Origin of the sequence: Tsuneonella dongtanensis (genome assembly GCF_001698205.1) — a bacterium.
GTDB classification, from domain to species: domain Bacteria; phylum Pseudomonadota; class Alphaproteobacteria; order Sphingomonadales; family Sphingomonadaceae; genus Tsuneonella; species Tsuneonella dongtanensis.
Genome location: NZ_CP016591.1, coordinates 570,413 through 586,777 on the forward strand (window position 1 = coordinate 570,413; position 16,365 = coordinate 586,777).

The 16,365-nt window shown below is 68.1% G+C and carries 14 protein-coding genes and 1 tRNA gene; 5 read left to right on the forward strand and 10 right to left on the reverse strand.

The window, feature by feature from the left end; translation table 11 throughout:
- Positions 1-19: 19 nt before the first annotated feature.
- The 4 genes from A6F68_RS02810 to A6F68_RS02820 form a co-directional block, all read right to left on the reverse strand.
- A tRNA-Leu gene (locus tag A6F68_RS02810) sits at positions 20-106 on the reverse strand.
- A gap of 87 nt (positions 107-193) precedes the next feature.
- Complete coding sequence (locus A6F68_RS02815; protein ID WP_067681931.1) at positions 194-586, reverse strand: acyl-CoA thioesterase; 393 nt, start codon at positions 584-586, stop codon at positions 194-196.
- Positions 583-1,083 (reverse strand): arsenate-mycothiol transferase ArsC, encoded by a 501-nt coding sequence (locus A6F68_RS14635; RefSeq protein WP_084001538.1) that lies wholly within the window; start codon positions 1,081-1,083, stop codon positions 583-585. The genes A6F68_RS02815 and A6F68_RS14635 overlap by 4 nt, the downstream gene beginning before the upstream one ends.
- A gap of 111 nt (positions 1,084-1,194) precedes the next feature.
- Complete coding sequence (locus A6F68_RS02820) at positions 1,195-3,285, reverse strand: S9 family peptidase (protein ID WP_067676044.1); 2,091 nt, start codon at positions 3,283-3,285, stop codon at positions 1,195-1,197.
- Positions 3,286-3,322: 37 nt separating this feature from the next.
- Here A6F68_RS02820 and A6F68_RS02825 point away from each other — a divergent pair, with 37 nt between their 5' ends.
- From A6F68_RS02825 to A6F68_RS02845, 5 genes are all read left to right on the forward strand, one after another.
- Positions 3,323-5,131, forward strand: coding sequence for an aminopeptidase P family protein (locus A6F68_RS02825; protein WP_067681934.1), 1,809 nt, complete (start codon positions 3,323-3,325; stop codon positions 5,129-5,131).
- A 60-nt stretch (positions 5,132-5,191) separates the two neighbouring features.
- Positions 5,192-5,572, forward strand: coding sequence for a VOC family protein (locus A6F68_RS02830; RefSeq protein WP_067676047.1), 381 nt, complete (start codon positions 5,192-5,194; stop codon positions 5,570-5,572).
- 194 nt (positions 5,573-5,766) lie between these two features.
- Positions 5,767-6,351, forward strand: coding sequence for an EF-hand domain-containing protein (locus A6F68_RS02835; RefSeq protein WP_067676050.1), 585 nt, complete (start codon positions 5,767-5,769; stop codon positions 6,349-6,351).
- Between the two features lie 67 nt (positions 6,352-6,418).
- Positions 6,419-7,159, forward strand: coding sequence for a response regulator (locus A6F68_RS02840; protein ID WP_067676052.1), 741 nt, complete (start codon positions 6,419-6,421; stop codon positions 7,157-7,159).
- The gene (locus A6F68_RS02845; RefSeq protein WP_067676053.1) at positions 7,156-8,544 is read left to right on the forward strand and encodes a sensor histidine kinase; all 1,389 of its coding nucleotides are present in this window, start codon (positions 7,156-7,158) and stop codon (positions 8,542-8,544) included. The genes A6F68_RS02840 and A6F68_RS02845 overlap by 4 nt, the downstream gene beginning before the upstream one ends.
- Before the next feature lie 7 nt (positions 8,545-8,551).
- Here A6F68_RS02845 and A6F68_RS02850 read toward each other — a convergent pair whose 3' ends face one another.
- From A6F68_RS02850 to A6F68_RS02875, 6 genes are read right to left on the reverse strand one after another with little or no spacing between them, the layout of a single operon-like run.
- Positions 8,552-10,075: a peptide chain release factor 3 gene (locus A6F68_RS02850; RefSeq protein ID WP_067676055.1), complete on the reverse strand. Its 1,524-nt coding sequence runs from the start codon at positions 10,073-10,075 to the stop codon at positions 8,552-8,554.
- Between the two features lie 40 nt (positions 10,076-10,115).
- Positions 10,116-10,859: an SDR family NAD(P)-dependent oxidoreductase gene (locus A6F68_RS02855; RefSeq protein WP_067676058.1), complete on the reverse strand. Its 744-nt coding sequence runs from the start codon at positions 10,857-10,859 to the stop codon at positions 10,116-10,118.
- Positions 10,856-11,749: an aldose 1-epimerase family protein gene (locus tag A6F68_RS02860; RefSeq protein ID WP_067676061.1), complete on the reverse strand. Its 894-nt coding sequence runs from the start codon at positions 11,747-11,749 to the stop codon at positions 10,856-10,858. The genes A6F68_RS02855 and A6F68_RS02860 overlap by 4 nt, the downstream gene beginning before the upstream one ends.
- Positions 11,746-14,136 (reverse strand): phenylalanine--tRNA ligase subunit beta, encoded by a 2,391-nt coding sequence (gene pheT, locus A6F68_RS02865; protein ID WP_067676066.1) that lies wholly within the window; start codon positions 14,134-14,136, stop codon positions 11,746-11,748. The genes A6F68_RS02860 and pheT overlap by 4 nt, the downstream gene beginning before the upstream one ends.
- Positions 14,133-15,248, reverse strand: coding sequence for a phenylalanine--tRNA ligase subunit alpha (gene pheS / locus A6F68_RS02870; protein ID WP_067676068.1), 1,116 nt, complete (start codon positions 15,246-15,248; stop codon positions 14,133-14,135). The genes pheT and pheS overlap by 4 nt, the downstream gene beginning before the upstream one ends.
- 13 nt (positions 15,249-15,261) lie before the next feature.
- Positions 15,262-16,059, reverse strand: coding sequence for a helix-turn-helix domain-containing protein (locus tag A6F68_RS02875; protein ID WP_084001540.1), 798 nt, complete (start codon positions 16,057-16,059; stop codon positions 15,262-15,264).
- Between the last annotated feature and the right edge of the window lie 306 nt (positions 16,060-16,365).

A 16,365-nucleotide genomic window follows, 5' to 3' on the forward strand; every position in this document is an offset into this window, starting at 1 on the left:
GCGGCGTTCGGGAATATCCTGGTGCGGTCGAGAAGACTCGAACTTCCACGGGCTTTCGCCCACAACGACCTCAACGTTGCGCGTCTACCAATTCCGCCACGACCGCACATCGGATGAAACGGGCCGGCAGATCGCCGGGCCCCGGTAGGCGCGCGCCTCTAGCAACGCCTTTGCCGCCCCGCAAGCGCGCTTTTCAAAGGAACGGGGCCGCGACTTCGGCCGGCACCCGCACGAGGCGACCGCTCGCCTTGTCGAGCATCGCCCAGGTGCTCCGCGCGGCGACGATCCGCTTCCCCGATGAATCGCGGAATTCGACGCACCGGTCGAACTGCGCCCCGCGCGGACCTTCGGGAATGAAGGTCTCGGCGGTGACGCTCTCGCCTTCTGATATATTGCCCCGATAGTCGATCTCGTGCCGGGTCACGACCCAGACGTACTTGTCCACGTGTTCGGGCGCGGCGACCGCCGACCAGTGCGCAGTGGCGATCTCCTGAATCCAATTCACCCACACCGCGTTGTTGACGTGACCCAGCTCGTCGATGTGCTCGGGTCGGGCGGTGAAACGGAGCGCGAAGCGGTTGGTCAGCGTCGAAAACCTTTCCGGTGCCGCGCCAGTTCGTCGAGCAGCGCGTCGACCCGTTCGGTAATCGAAGCCATCGCTGCTGGATAGCTGGCGTTGACCGATGGCGTGTCGGTCCAGTCGCGAAGGGTATGCGCGGCACCCGGTTCCGGGAGAGGATTGAACGCGACCACCACGTCGGCCCAGGCCAGATCGGCAGGGGAAAGCTTGCGCAGCGGCTGGCGCGATACGTCGATACCGTCGTGCCGCAACGCCGACTTGGTCGCTTCGATTGCGCTGTCGCCCGGTTCGAGAGCGCGGGACTGCACCGCGACACTCATGCCGCGCTCCTTCGCCCGGCTGCGAAGGATCTCTCGGGCGATCGGGCTTTTCACCGTACCCTTCTCGCAGACGAAAAGCACGCGCGGCGTCCGACCGGGCGGAGCATTGGCGACAAGTACCGTGCAAACGGCGGACAACAGGGCCGTGCGGCGGGTCAGGCGAGCGGAATGGTCGATACGCATGGGCGCCTCCGAGGGTTCAGCGCGCAGCGTTGGGCCGGGTGGCCTGTCACCGGGAGCTGCCTGGCCCGGCGATGTCCATGATATGCTTGCGGTCGTGACGGGGCAAGCCCGTCACAAACCCATCTGCCACAGGATGAAGCCATATTCCTCGGCGGTTTCGTGCAGGCTTTCGAACCGGCCCGACTTGCCGCCGTGGCCCGCGCCCATGTTGGTCTTGAGCAACAGCACATTGTCGTCGGTCTTCAGCTCGCGCAGGCGGGCGACCCACTTGGCGGGCTCCCAGTAGGTGACGCGCGGATCGTTGAGCCCGGCGGTCACCAGCATCGGCGGGTAATCCTGCGCGCGGACGTTGTCGTAGGGACTGTAGCTTCGGATCAGCTCGAACGCGGTCTCGTCCTCGATCGGGTTGCCCCATTCGGGCCATTCGCCCGGGGTCAGCGGAAGCGATGCGTCGAGCATCGTCGCGAGCACGTCGACGAAGGGGACGTGCGCCACCACCGCGCCCCACAGGTGGGGATCGGAGTTGACCACCGCGCCCATCAGCTCGCCGCCGGCCGAGCCGCCCGAAATCGAGATACGGCCCGCCTCCGTGTAACCGCGCTCGACTAGCCCGTTCGCCACGTCGACGAAGTCGTTGAAGGTGTTGGTGCGGCGTTCGAGCTTGCCGCCCTTGTACCACGCGCGGCCAAGGTCGTCCCCGCCGCGGATGTGCGCGATGGCATAGGCGAAGCCGCGGTCGACGAGGCTGAGGCGCGTGGTGGAGAAGCCCGGCGGTATGGCGATGCCGTAAGCGCCGTAACCGTAAAGGTGGAGCGGGCCTGGGGCCGAAACGATCGACGCGCGGTCCTTGCGATACATGACCGAGACCGGGATGTCGGTCCCGTCGCGTGCGGTAATGTGCAGGCGCTCGGTCGTGTAGAGGGACGCGTCGTAGCCCGAGGGCACTTCCTGCACCTTCAGGACTTCGAGCCGCCGCTCGGCGACGTGATAGTCGTAGACGGTCGAAGGGCTGACCATCGACTGGTAGCTCACCCGCAAGCGCTCCATCGCCCATTCGGGATTGTCGCCGAGGCCCGCGGAGTAGCTCTCTTCCGGGAACGCGATCGGCTCGACCCGTTCGGGATCGTCGTAATAGCGCACCTCGATCGTATCGAGCCCGCCCTGCCGGCCTTCGACGACGTAGAAGTCGCGGAACAGGTCGAACCCGGTGAGGTAGAATGCGTCCGACCCCTCGATCAGGGTGGTCCAATCGCCAGGTTGAACCAATTGTGCGGTGGCCAGCCGGAAGTTCTCGTGCGGGTCGTTGGCGAGCACGAAGAGCGTGCCGTTGCGCTCATCCACCTCGTATTCGACGCCTTTCTGCCGCGCCTTCACCAGCAACGGTTCGGCAAGCGGATCGGCGGCGGGGATCAGGCGGACCTCGCTCGTCTCGTGATCGCTGGTGGAAACGATCAGCCACTTCTCGTTGGCCGACAGCGTCGTGCCGACACGGAAGCCTTCGTCGTCTTCGTGAAAGAGCTCGACGTCGTCCGCAACCGGAGTACCCAGGCGGTGCAGCCGGGCGTTGTCGGTACGCCACTGCTCGTTGGCGAGGCTGTAGACGATACAGGTGTCGTTCGCCGCCCAGACGAGCGAGGAGAGCGTGCCGGGGATCTCGTCGGGCAGGTGCTCGCCGGTCGCGATGTCCTTGATCCGTGCGGTGAAGCGCTCCGATCCGTTGTCGTCGATCGAATAGGCCAGGCGCTTGCCGTCGTTCGATACGCTGATCGCGCCGAGGCGGAAGTATTCTTTGCCTTCGGCCAGCGCGACTTCGTCGAGGATCAGTTCGTCGGCGCTCTTATCGTCCTTATCGCCGACCGGCCGACGCCACCATTTCTTGTATTCCGCGCCTTCCTCGAACTCGATCCAGTAGAGGAAATCGCCGTCCTTCTGCGGGACCGAGGTGTCCGCCTCCTTTATCCGCGCGCGCATTTCGCGGAACAGCGCGTCGATGCGGTCCTTCTGATCGGCCATCGCGGCCTCGAACCAGGCGTTTTCGGCCTGGAGATGGGCAAGGATCTCGGGATCGTCGACCGTCGGGTACCTGGGGTCGCGGAGCCAGGCGTAATCGTCGGCCACGGTGATACCGTGATGGGTGATCGCGGAGGGCTTTTTCGCCGCACGCGGTGGGGCGTTGGTCGGCTTGACGGTGGCATCGTTCATGGCGCGGCCCTATGTGGGATGCGAAAGGACCGCAACAATGCTCATGCAGACCCACGAAGCCCGCCTCTCCGCCCTGCGCGAGGAACTGAAAAAGCGCGGGCTCGACGGATTCGTCGTCCCCATCTCCGACGAGCACATGAGCGAATACATCGGCGCCTATGCCCAGCGGCTGCACTGGCTGACCGGGTTCGGCGGGTCGGCGGGAACCGTGGCGGTCTTGCAGGACAAGGCCGCGATCTTCGTCGACGGGCGCTATACCGTGCAGGTGCGCGAGCAGGTCGACGGCAAGCTGTTCGAATACGTCGGCGTGCCCGCCTCCAGCCCCGCCAAGTGGCTCGCCGCGAACGCGGCCGAGGGGGCGAAGATCGGCTACGACGCCTGGCTGCATTCGAAGGGGTGGGCCGAAGGCGTCGCCAAGGCGCTCGAGAAGAAAAACGCCGAACTCGTGCCCGTCGACGGCAACCCGATCGACGCGGTCTGGGCCGACCGGCCCGAACCCTCGGCGGCACCCGCGCTGGTCCACGACGAGACGCGCGCAGGCCGTTCGAGCGCCGACAAGCGCGCCGAAGTCGCCGACTGGCTCAAGGAGGAAGGCTACGACGCCGCGGTCGTCAGCGCGCTCGATTCGGTCGCCTGGCTGCTCAACGTGCGCGGCACCGACGTCGAGCGCACACCGGTGGCGCTCGCCTATGTCATCGCGCATGCCGGTGGGACGGCGGAACTGTTCATCGGCGAGGAAAAGGTCACCCCGGAGCTGGCCCAGCATCTCGGCAACGCGGTGACGATCCGCCCGCGCGCGGCGTTCGAAGATGCGCTCGGCGGACTTGCGGGCAAGACCGTCGCGGTCGATCCGAACTACGGTGTCGCGGCGATCTTCCACGCGCTCGAGGGTGCGGGGGCGAAGCCGGTCGCAGTACGCGATCCCACGATCCTGCCGCGCGCCATCAAGAACCCGGTCGAGCAGCAGGGGCATCGCGATGCACAGGCGCGCGACGGGGCGGCGATCGCCAAGTACCTCCACTGGCTCAGCGTCGAGGGGCCCAAGGGCGGTCTCGACGAGCTGTCCGCTGCCGCAAAGCTGCGCGAATTCCGCGACGAGGCGAGCGACACGCTGCGGGATCTGTCGTTCGACACGATCAGCGCTGCAGGGCCCCACGCCGCGTTGCCGCACTACCGGGTGGACGAGGACAGCAATATCCCCATCGCCCCGTCGAGCATCTATCTGTGTGATTCGGGCGGCCAGTACCTCGACGGCACGACCGACATCACCCGCACCCTCTGGATTGGTCCCGGCGAACCCTCGGCCGAGCAGAAGGATCGCAACACCCGCGTCCTCAAGGGGCATATCGCGATCGCCCGCGCCGTCTTCCCGCAGGGGACCGTCGGCGGGCAGCTCGACGCCTTCGCGCGGCAGTTCCTGTGGTCGGCGGGCGTCGACTACGCGCATGGCACCGGACACGGGGTGGGCAGCTTCCTCTCGGTCCACGAAGGGCCGCAGCGGATCGCCAAGTTCACCGGCGCGCAGCCGGGCGGCGACCAGGAACTCATGCCGGGTATGATCCTGTCGAACGAGCCGGGCTACTACAAGGAAGGCGCCTACGGCATCCGCATCGAGAACCTCGTGTTGGTCGAGAGGCGCGAGATTGCCGGGGCGGAGGGCGACTACCTCGGCTTCGAGACACTGACCTTCGCGCCCATCGACCGGGCGCTGGTGGACGTCTCGCTGCTTACCGCTGAGGAACGCGCCTGGTGGAACGACTATCACGCCGAGGTGAGCCGCATCCTCGCGCCGCAGCTTTCCGGCGAGGTCCTGGCCTGGCTAGAACAGGCGTGCCAGCCCTTGTGACGACAATCATGTTCGCGTAATGTTCTCCTCGGGTCGAGTCGCGGCACAGGAGCATTCACGATGATCGGTTACGTTACTCTCGGTACCAACGACCTCCAGAAAAGCGCGCCGTTCTACGATGCGCTCGCGGCCGAACTCGGCACCAAGCGGATGATGGAGTTCGATACCTTCATCGCGTGGGGCGATCCCGGCGGTGCGGCGGGCATCGGGCTGACCAAGCCCTTCGACGGTAACGCCGCAAGCGTCGGCAACGGCGTGATGGTCGCACTGCAGGCCAAGGATGAAGCGCAAGTGCAGCGGCTCTACGACATCGCGCTCGCCAATGGCGGGACCGACGAAGGCGCGCCGGGCGACCGCGGGGGCGGCTTCTACGCCGGCTACTTCCGCGATCCCGATGGCAACAAGCTCAACGCCTTCGTGATGGCCACGCCCGAAAGCTAGGGCTTTGCGCGCGGATGAATGCCGCGCCCTGCGCGCGACAATCCGCGACAAATCTCCGTGGATCGGCGATAACCCTGCGACAACGCGGGTCTAGAACGGCGAATGTGAGTTGCGGCGACGCGGGACCGGATTTCTCCCTCCCCCTTCCTATCCGGCGCGTCGCAACTCTTCGCATTCCACAGGAGAGATACCCCATGCGTAAGCTGACCTTTTCGATTGCTGCCGCCGCGCTTGCGACGGCGACCGCTTCGCTCGCCGCCGGCCATGGTCCAGGCGGCCATATGGGCCCGCAAGGCGACGTGACCCGTGCCGAGGCGCAGACCAAGGCGTCCGAGCACTTCGCAAAGATGGACGCCAACGGCGACGGCGTGCTCAACCAGGCCGACCGCGAGGCGCGCCGCGCCAAGATGATCGCGAAGCTCGACACCGACAAGGACGGCACCGTCAGCGCGGAAGAACGCGCTGCGGCCAAGGCGGCCCGCGCGGGCAAGCGGGCCGGTGGCGGCGAACACGCGGGTCATGCCGGAATGGCGGGCAAGCATGGCGGCAAGCGCGCGGGCGGCCCCGGCGGCCATCGCGGCATGGCGATGATGAAGATGGCCGACACCAACGGTGACGGCGCGATCAGCCAGGCCGAATTCACTGCCGCCGCGCTCAAGCGCTTCGACCGCGCCGATGCCGACAAGAACGGAACCGTGACCCAGGCCGAACGCAAGGCCGCGCATGAAGCCATGCGTGCGCAGATGCAGGCGCGCAAGGCCGCCCAGCCGGCCAACTGACCATCCGCTACCCCGAGGGCGGGGCGCGCTTGACCGGCGCGCCCCCCACCGGGCACGGGGGCAACCGATGACGAACGAACCCGCGCTCGTGAAGCTGCTTCTCGTCGACGACGAGGCGACGCTGCGTGAACCCCTGGCGACCTATCTCGTCCGCCAGGGGTTCGTCGTGCGCGAGGCCGAGAGCGCCGCCGCGGCGCGCAGCGCTCTCCTCGAAGAAACGCCTGACCTCGTCCTGCTCGACGTGATGATGCCGGGCGAGGATGGACTGTCGCTCTGTCGCCACCTCGTGGAAAGCAAGGCGCTGCCCACGATCCTGCTTACCGCGAAGGGGGAGCCGACCGACCGTATCGTCGGGCTGGAGATCGGCGCCGATGATTACGTCGTGAAACCGTTCGAACCGCGCGAACTCGTCGCGCGCATCCGCAGTGTGCTGCGGCGGGCGGCTCGTCCGGCAGGGCCTCCCGAAGACGACGCGCTGTACGAATTCGAAGGCTGGCGGCTCGATCCCCTCAAGCGGCGACTGACCGACCCCGAAGGCACGACGGTGCCGATCTCCACAGCCGAGTTCCGCCTCCTCACCGCATTTCTCGACCGGCCCAAGCAGGTGATCGACCGTGATCGCCTTCTCGACCTGGTCCAGGGCCGCGAGGCGCACCTGTTCGACCGTGCGGTCGACAACCAGGTCAGCCGCTTGCGGCGCAAGATCGAGACCGACAGCCGCAATCCGCACTTCATCCAGACAGTGCGCGGCGGCGGATACCGCTTTGCTGCCGACGTGCGCCGCATGGCGAATGGCGGCGCGGCATGACGCTGTGGCCCCGCAGCCTCCTGGGCCAGGTCCTGCTCGCGGTGGCAGGCGCGCTGCTCGTCGCGCAGGCCATATCGGCGGCGCTGCTGTACCGCGCTTCAGAAGAGCGGCGTGCGCAGCACGTCGTCGGCACGCTCGCGGTGCAGATCACCGCGGCCTCGACCGGGGCTCCTGCCGAACGCGTGGTGCGGCGGTGGCGCGAACGGGGCGGCCTCGGCAACGGCGGCGCGCGCCGTATGCGGGTCGAGCGCGGGGCGACGCCTCCCGCGCTGCCCTCCGATCGGCAGGAAACTGCGATCGCCGCGGCATTGCGCGAGGTGCTCGCGGACCAAGGCGTGCAGGGCGCCGATCGCCTGCGTGTGGCAAGCCGGGAAGCGCTGACCGATCCGCGTGTGCTCCGCCGGCTTGAGGAAGGGCGACCGGTCGGCGGGGGGATGGACCTCGGGCGGGCGCGGGTCGTGCTCGCCAGCCTGCCGCTGCGGGACGGCGAGTGGCTTACCGCGCGCACGCTCGCGCCCGAGCGCGACAGGCGCGCGCTGCAGGGACTGGCCCTGCAAACTCTCGTGCTCTTTGCCGTGCTCATGCTCGCGATCTGGCTGCTCCTGCGCCGCATCACGCGCCCGCTTGCGGCACTCACCGGCCGGGTCGAACAATTCGCCCGCACGCAGGATCCCGCAGAGCCCCTCGCGCCGCAGGGCCCGGACGACATCCGGCTGCTGATCGAGGCGCACGGGCGGATGGAAGCGCGCATCGCCGCGATGCTCGACGAGAAGGACGTGATGCTCGGAGCCATCGGGCACGACCTCAAGACCCCGCTGGCCGCGCTGAGGGTCCGGATCGAGAGTGTCGAGGACGAGAACGAGCGCGCGCGCATGGCGGCGGGGATCGAGGACATCGTGCGCACGCTCGACGACATCCTGAGCCTCGCCCGCGTGGGCCGCGCCAGCGAGCCGCCCGAACGCACCGACCTTGCCGCACTGGCGGCCTCGGTCGTCGAGGAATTCGAGGACATGGGCGAAGCCGCGACGCTCGCCGAAGGCGCACGCGTGGTCGCCCCGGTGCAGGTCACCTGGGCCAAGCGGGCGCTGCGCAACCTCGTGTCCAACGCGGTCCGCTATGGCGGCAGCGCCGACGTCGCGGTGCTGACCGAGGGCGGGGAGGCGGTGCTGCGGGTAACCGACAGCGGACCAGGCATTCCGGAAAACCGGCTCGCGACCATCACCGAACCCTTCGTTCGCGGCGAGGCGAGCCGCAACCGCGAAACCGGTGGTGCGGGTCTGGGGCTCACCCTCGCCCGCGCGATCGCCGAAGCGCATGGCGGACGTCTGGTGCTGGCAAACCGGCCCCAGGGCGGCCTGATCGCGGAGCTGCGCTTCCCGGCCTAGCCGGGCCTCAGCGCTCCTTGGTCGCCGAGAACGTCAGGTCGGGGTTCTTCTCGACCTGGTAGTTCACGTCCCAGCCGCTCTTGGCGAGGAACACCGGATCGCCATCGCGATCGGTGGCAAGGTTGGCGCGGTTGAAATCGGTGAACTGCTTCAATGCCGCCTCGCTGCCCTTGATCCAGCGCGCGGTCGCGAAGGGCGCGGGCTCGAGCATGGCGCCGACCTTGTATTCGGCCTCGAGCCGCGAGACGAGCACGTCGAGCTGGAGCTGCCCGACCACACCGACGATCCATTGCGCCCCGAACTCGGGGTAGAAGACCTGGATCACGCCTTCTTCGCTGAGGTCGTCGAGCGCCTTCCTCAGTTGCTTGGTCTTGGTCGGGTCCTTCAGCGCGATGCGACGCAGGATCTCGGGCGCGAAGTTGGGCAGGCCGGTGAAGCGGACCTTGTTGCTCTCCGACAGCGTGTCGCCCACCCGCAGCGTGCCGTGGTTGGGAATGCCGATGATGTCGCCCGCTTCGGCGGTATCTGCGATCTCGCGGTCCTGCGCGAAGAACAGGATCGGCGAGTGCACCGCGATCGGCTTGCCGAGCCCGCTCGGCGTCAGCTTCATGCCGCGTTTGAAGGTGCCCGAGACCTGCCGCATGAACGCGATCCGGTCGCGGTGGTTGGGGTCCATGTTGGCCTGGACCTTGAAGATGAACCCGGTGACCTCGTCGCGCTCAGGGCTGACCGGGCCGTCGTCCGACGGCTGCGGGCGCGGCGGCGGGGCCCAGCGGTCGATCGCCGCGATCAGTTCCTCGACGCCGAAGTTCTTGAGCGCGCTACCGAAGAACACCGGGGTCAGGTCGCCGCTGCGATAGGCTTCTAGGTCGAACGCGGGATAGCCCTCGCGGACGAGTTCTATCTCCTCGGCCATGTCGCCCGGCAGTTCGCCGAGAGGTTCGCGGCTGCCGAGATATTCCTTCGATCCGCCCTCGGGCTTCGCGACCGTGTCGCTTGCGAAATCGAGCACGCCGGTGAACAGCCCGCCCATCCCGAGCGGGGCGCTCTGCGGGCTGACGTCGAGCGCCAGCGCATCGGCCACCTCGTCGAGGATTTCGAACAGCGAGCGGCCCTCGCGGTCGACCTTGTTGACGAAGGTGATGATCGGCACCGAGCGCAGCCGGCACACTTCGAACAGCTTGCGGGTCTGCGGCTCGATGCCCTTGGCGGCGTCGATCACCATCACCGCGGAATCCACCGCCGTCAGCGTGCGGTAGGTATCCTCCGAGAAATCCTCGTGCCCCGGGGTGTCGAGGAGGTTGAACACCGTGCCGTCCTTCTCGAACGTCATGACCGACGATGTGACCGAGATGCCGCGTTGCTGCTCGATCTTCATCCAGTCGCTGCGTGCGCGCCGTGCCTGCCCCCGCGCCTTGACCTCGCCGGCAAGGTGGATCGCGCCGCCGGTCAGCAGCAGCTTTTCGGTCAGCGTGGTCTTGCCCGCGTCGGGGTGCGAGATGATCGCGAAGGTGCGGCGGTTACTGGTCATGGCGGCGGGCGCTTAGCCGCAGGGGAGCGCCGGGTCCAGCTTAGTCGCGGGCAACCCGGAAGCCTGCGAAGTCCTGGTTCACCGGCATCAGCTCGATCCGGTTGACGTTGAGATGCGGGGGCAGTTCGGCGATCCAGCGGATCGTGTCGGCGATGTCCTCGGCGGTCATCGGGTTGACCCCGGCGTAGAGCTTGTCCGACGCCTCCTGGCTGCCGGTGCGCACGAGAGTAAACTCGGTCTCGACCATCCCCGGCTCGATGCTCGTCACCCGCACGCCGGTGCCGTGGAGGTCGGCACGCAGCGCCAGCGTGAAGTGGTTGGCGAAGGCCTTTGACCCGGCATAGACGTTGCCGCCTGGGTAGATGTAGTTACCCGCGACCGAGCCGATCGTCACGATCGCGCCCTTGCGCTCGATCAGTCCCGCCAGCAGCTTGCGGGTCAGCGTGACCATCGCGGTCACGTTGGTGTCGATCATGGTCTGCCAGTTGGACAGCTCGGCGTCCTGCGCATTCGCGAGACCCGCGGCGAGACCGGCGTTGTTCACCAGCAGGTCGATCGCGCGGAATTCCTGCGGAAGTGCGTCCAGCGCGGCGTCCATCGCTGCCGTGTCGCGCACGTCGAACACCGCCGCGTGCACCCTGTCGGCGCCAAGTTCGGCGACGAGTGCGTCGAGTCGCTCGGCCCGCCGCCCAGTGGCGACGCAGCGCCATCCTGCACCCACAAGCGCGCGAACCGTGGCTTCGCCGATACCCGACGTCGCTCCTGATACGAACGCGGTTTTCATCGGGAGTCCTCCGGCGGGCTGAGCGTTATGGCGAGGGTGAACCGGGCGTCCGCTCCCGGAGCCAGTTCGACCACGCCGGGCTTGTCGCGAAAATCGCAGGCGAAGTCGATCGGATCGGCGATGCCCTGCCACGGTTCGATGCACAGGAACGGGGCACCGGGTTTCTGCCAGATGCCGAGCATGGGGCAGTTGTCCCATTCAAGCGCCAGCGATGCGCCGTCCGCCGTCCCGAACGAACAGGCGCGGGAGCGCATGTTGTCCCAGACCAGCGCGTCCGCCTCGAACAGCGCCGCGTCCGGCGCGAGCGTGTCGCCCTCGACGGGAGAAGGGAAGGTCTCGGGCAAGAGCTGGCCCTGCGCGGACAGCCGCCGGATCGGTTGCGGTTCGGCGTGCTCGAACACCACCCGGTGGTCCTCTTTCGCAGCCCCGCCCGGAAGCGGCCATGCGAAGGCGGGATGAAACCCGAAGCTGAACGGCATCGCACGGGTGTCGCGGTTGGTGACGGTCGCGGTCGTGGTCAGCGTCCCGCCCCATACGCGGTGAAAGATCTCCAGCCTGAACGCGAAGGGATAGGCCGCGCGGGTTGCCGCATCGTCGCTCAAGGCAAAGCGCACCCATTCGTAGGGTTCATGCTCCTCGCAAACGAACGCGCTCTTTCGCGCGAAGCCGTGCTTGGCCAACGGGTATTCCTGTCCGTCGAGCCGGTAGCGATCGTTTCGGAGCGCGCCGACGATCGGGAACAGCACCGGTGCCCGCCCCGTCCACCAGCGGGGATCGCCGTTGCTCATGTACTCGCGGCCCGCGGCATCGGTCAGCGACACCAGTTCCGCACCAAGCGGGTCGATTTGCGCGGTTATCTCGCCCGACGATATCGCGAAGGGCTGGCTCACCCTCGCAAGGTCGCGCCGAGGTTGGCGGCGGCGGCGACGACCGCGTCCGAAATCGCCTTGAGATCGGCGTCGGTGTAGGTCTTTTCGCCCGGCTGGAGCGTAACTTCGATCGCGAGCGACTTCTTGCCTTCGGGAACACCAGCCCCGCGGAAGTCGTCGAACACGCGGGCCGACACGATATTGGCCTTGTCCGCAGCCCTGACCGTGCGCACGAGATCGCCCGCCGGCAGGGCGGCATCGACGAGGAACGCGAAGTCGCGGCTCACGGCCTGCAGCGCGGGCGGGGCGTAGGCGGTGCGGGCGAACTGGGCGTTCTTGCGCGCGGGGATCGCGTCGAGGAACACTTCGACCGCCATGACCGGACCATCGACGTCGAACGCCTTGAGCGTCGCCGGGTGCAGCGCGCCGAAGCGGGCGAGCACCGTCTTGGGCCCCAGCCGGAGGGTGGCCGACTGTCCGGGATGGAATTGCGTTCCGGCTTCACCCATCACTTGGAGGTTGTCGACCGGCGCGCCCGCCGCCTCGAGCAGGGCGATCGCCTCGGCCTTCGCGTCGTAGGCGTCGAACGCGGTCGCCTTTCCTGCGGCCCAGCCCCGCGCGGTCTTTTCCCCGGCGAGCAGGACGCCCACGGTGGCGCGCTCGTCGCTCGCGCCGCCTTCACCGCGCAGGTAGCGGCGCCCGACCTCGAACAACCGCACGCTCTGCGCGCCGCGATCGGCGTTGCGCCTCGCCGCGGCGAGCAGTCCGGGGATGAGCGAAGGCCGCATGGCCTTCATGTCCTCGCTGATCGGGTTGTCGAGCGTCCACAGCCCGCCGTTTCCGTCGGCGAAGTGGTCGGCATCGGCCGGCGGCAGGAAGGACCAGGTCACGGCTTCGTTGAGCCCGCGCGCCGCTGCGGTGCGGCGCACCTTGCGTTCGCGGACCTGTTCGGGGGTCGCGGTCGGACGGGCGACACCGTCCGCGCGCGGCAGCGGGGTCGAGGGCACGCTGTCGAGCCCGTGGATGCGCACCACCTCCTCGACCAGGTCGGCAGGCCCCTCGACATCGTGACGACGCAGCGGGACGGTGACTTGCCAGTCGTCCGAAACCGCGAAATCGAGCTTTTCCAGCGTCGCGCGCTGCTCGCCCTCGGGGATCGCGACCCCGCCGAGCTTACCGGCAAGCGCGGGATCGTAGGATACGACCTTCGCCTCGCTGGGCGGCGACCCGGCATGCACGACCTCGCTCGCTTCGCCGCCGCAGGTGCGCAGGATCAGGTCGGTCAGCACGTCGAGCCCGGCATCGAGGAAGGCGGGATCGACGCCCCGCTCGAAGCGTGAGCGCGCATCGCTGGCGATGCCGAGCTTGCGCCCTGTCGCGCCGATCCGCGCGGGATCGAAATAGGCGATCTCGAGCAGGACGTCGGTCGTCTCCGCGGTCACGCCCGAATGCTCGCCGCCCATGATGCCGCCGATGTCGTGCACGCCTGCGGCGTCGGCAATCACGGTCATGCTTTCGTCGAGCGTGTAGGTCTTCTCGTTCAGCGCCTCGACCGTCTCGCCGTTCACCGCGCGGCGGGCGACGACCGGGCCGCTGAGCTTGGCCAGGTCGTAGACGTGCGCCGGGCGGCCGAAGCCCAATGACAGGTAGTTGGTGAAATCGACCAGTGCGCTGATCGGGCGCTGGCCCGCGGCGATCAGGCGTGCCTGCATCCACGCCGGACTCGCGCCGTTCGTCACGCCGCGGATCACGCGGCCGTAGAATGCCGGGCAGCCTTCGGGGTCGTCGGTGCGGATCTCGACCGGGCAGGCGAAGCTGCCCGCGACGGTTTCCGCGCGCCACGGCTTGAAGGTCCCCAAGCCCGCTGCCGCGAGGTCGCGGGCGATGCCCTCCACGCCCATGCAGTCGGGCCGATTGGGGGTGATCGCGACATCGAAGACCGGGCTCGCGCCGTGGTATTCGGCGAATGGCGTGCCCACCGGCGCATCGGCGGGCAGCTCGATGATCCCGTCGTGCTCGTCGCCCAGCTCGAGTTCGCGCACCGAGCACATCATGCCGTTCGATTCGACGCCGCGGATGGTGCTCTTGCGCAGCTCCATCCCGTTTGCCGGGACGACCGCTCCGGGCAGCCCGAGCACGCCCTTCATTCCCGCGCGCGCGTTGGGCGCGCCGCAGACGACCTGGAGCGGCGCTTCGTCACCGGTGTTCACCGTAAGCACCCGCAGCTTGTCGGCATCGGGATGCGGCACGGCGGTGAGCACTTCGGCAACGCGGAAACCGGACAGGCGCTCGGCCGGGTCCTCGAGACCTTCGACCTCGTGGCCGATACGGTTCAATGCGGCGGCGATTTCGGCGGCGCTCGCCTCGGTGTCGAGAAACGCCTTGAGCCATTCGAGCGAGAACTTCATGCCTTCGCTCCTACGCCAGCCGACAGCGTCGGAACGTCGAGCGGGTCGAACCCGTAATGCGCCAGCCAGCGCCCGTCGCCGTCGAAGAACGCGCGCAGGTCGTCCATCCCGTATTTCAGCATCGCGAGCCGGTCGACGCCGACGCCGAACGCGAAGCCCTGCCACTTGTCGGGGTCGAGCCCCGCGAATTCGAGCACGCGGCGGTTGACCATGCCGCTGCCGAGCAGCTCCATCCACCCGTGGCCCGGCGCGTCTCCGTCGCCGCCCAGCACCCGGCGCCCGTTCACGTCCTGCCAGCCCACGTCGACCTCGACACTGGGCTCGGTGAAGGGGAAATAGCTCGGGCGAAGGCGCAGGACGATGTCCTCGCGCTCGAAGAACGCCTTGAGGAAGGTCTCGAGGGTCCACTTGAGGTGGCCGAGATGGATTCCCTCGTCGATCACGAGGCCCTCGACCTGGTGGAACATCGGCGTGTGGGTCGCGTCGCTATCGGAGCGGTAGACGCGGCCCGGCGCGATCACGCGCAGCGGCGCGCCTTGCTGGGTCATCGCGCGGATCTGGACCGGCGAGGTGTGGGTGCGCAGGACCATCCGCGTCGGCGCACCGGCGACCTCGGGGCCTTCGTCGGGGAAATAAAACGTGTCGTGCATCGCCCGCGCGGGGTGGCTTTCGGGCATATTGAGCGACGTGAAGTTGTGCCAGTCGTCCTCGATCTCGGGCCCGCTGGCGACCGAGAATCCCATGTCCGCGAAGATCTCGGCCAGCTCGTCCATGACCTGGCTGACCGGGTGAATCGACCCCTTGGGCGCGGCGGGCGCGGGCAGGGTCAGATCGATCACTTCGCGCGCGAGCTGCGCGTCGAGCGCGGCTGCCTCCAGCGCGGCCTTCTTCGCGTCGATCGCATCGGACACCGCGGCCCGCAGGCCCTGGATGCGGGGGCCCTCGACCTGGCGCTCCTCGGGGGTCATCCCACCCAGGGTCTTGAGCAGGGCGCTGACCCAGCCTGACTTGCCGAGCGCGGCCACGCGCTGCGCTTCGAGCGCGTCGATCGTCTGGGCCACATCGATGGCGGCAAGGGCCTCGGAAAGGCGGATGTCGTCGGAACCAGTCATTGCGGACCCGCCCCTAGGGGCGCGTGCGTTCTATCGCAATGCCCTGTCCCGCTGCGACCGGGTGCTGGAGCACCTGCATCGCCGTGCCCGCGGCTGCCGAACGCGCATGGGCGGCTGCCCAGAGCACCGGGTGCGACCGCGAAGCGTAGGAGCCGGGGGTCTCGTCCATGAATCGCCGGAAGTCGCGAATGAAGTGCGCCTGGTCGACATACTGGCTATCGAGCGTGTCGACCCACGCGAGCGACGGGTCGAGCATGAACTTGGCAAGGCTGCGCAGGAAACGCTGTCGGCGCAGCAGGAGCTTGGGCGTGAAGCCGAAGGCGCTGTTGGCCAGGCGCTCGAGCTGCCTGACGCTGAGGCCGGCCTGGTCGGCGAACGCGTTCACCGACGGCACTTCTGGATCGAGCAGGACGGAGTGTGCTCGCACGATCGCCGCCTCGTCGACCTTGCGGGCGCCGAACAGCGAAACAAGGCATGCATCGAACCGCGCCACCGCCTCCTTCGGGTCGTCGGTCGCCGCGAGCTCGAGAAGGGGGGCGAACCTGGCGAATGCACTGCTCTCGCCGATCACTTCCCACCGATCGGCAAAGGCACGTGCCGGGACCTGCATCAGACGGGCCCAGCCGAGCGGAAGCAGGCTGATGGTCCAGTAGCGCCCCGGCGAGAGTTCGAAGTGGGTCGCGCGGCTTGTCGGTCCGATCCCGCAGATCGGACCACACGCCTGCAGGGGGCCGGGTCCGGTGCAGGCCGCCATCGCGCCGTCGCTTGTCAGCCGGATGTTCGCCCATTCGGGATAGACCTGGTCGCGCACCGGTTGCGCGCCTGGAGCCACCTCGGTCAGCGAGTAAGTCGAAACATACGCGCGCAGCGGCTCGGCGGGCAGCGCGTAGCTGACCGCGATGACGCCTGCGGGGCTTGACCTATCGAGTTCGACGACGCGACCCTTCCGTACGGTACAAGCGGGCGGATGTTATGGCGTTTTTATACAAGAAGTCCGCCGTGCGACGCAATAAGCCCGCGATGCCGCAGAGCATGATGCTAGCGCGGCATCGGGAATTTGTGCGCGGCGGTGCGCGGCTTCGGGGAGAGTCGTCCGCTGGCGGTTGAGGGGAGCATT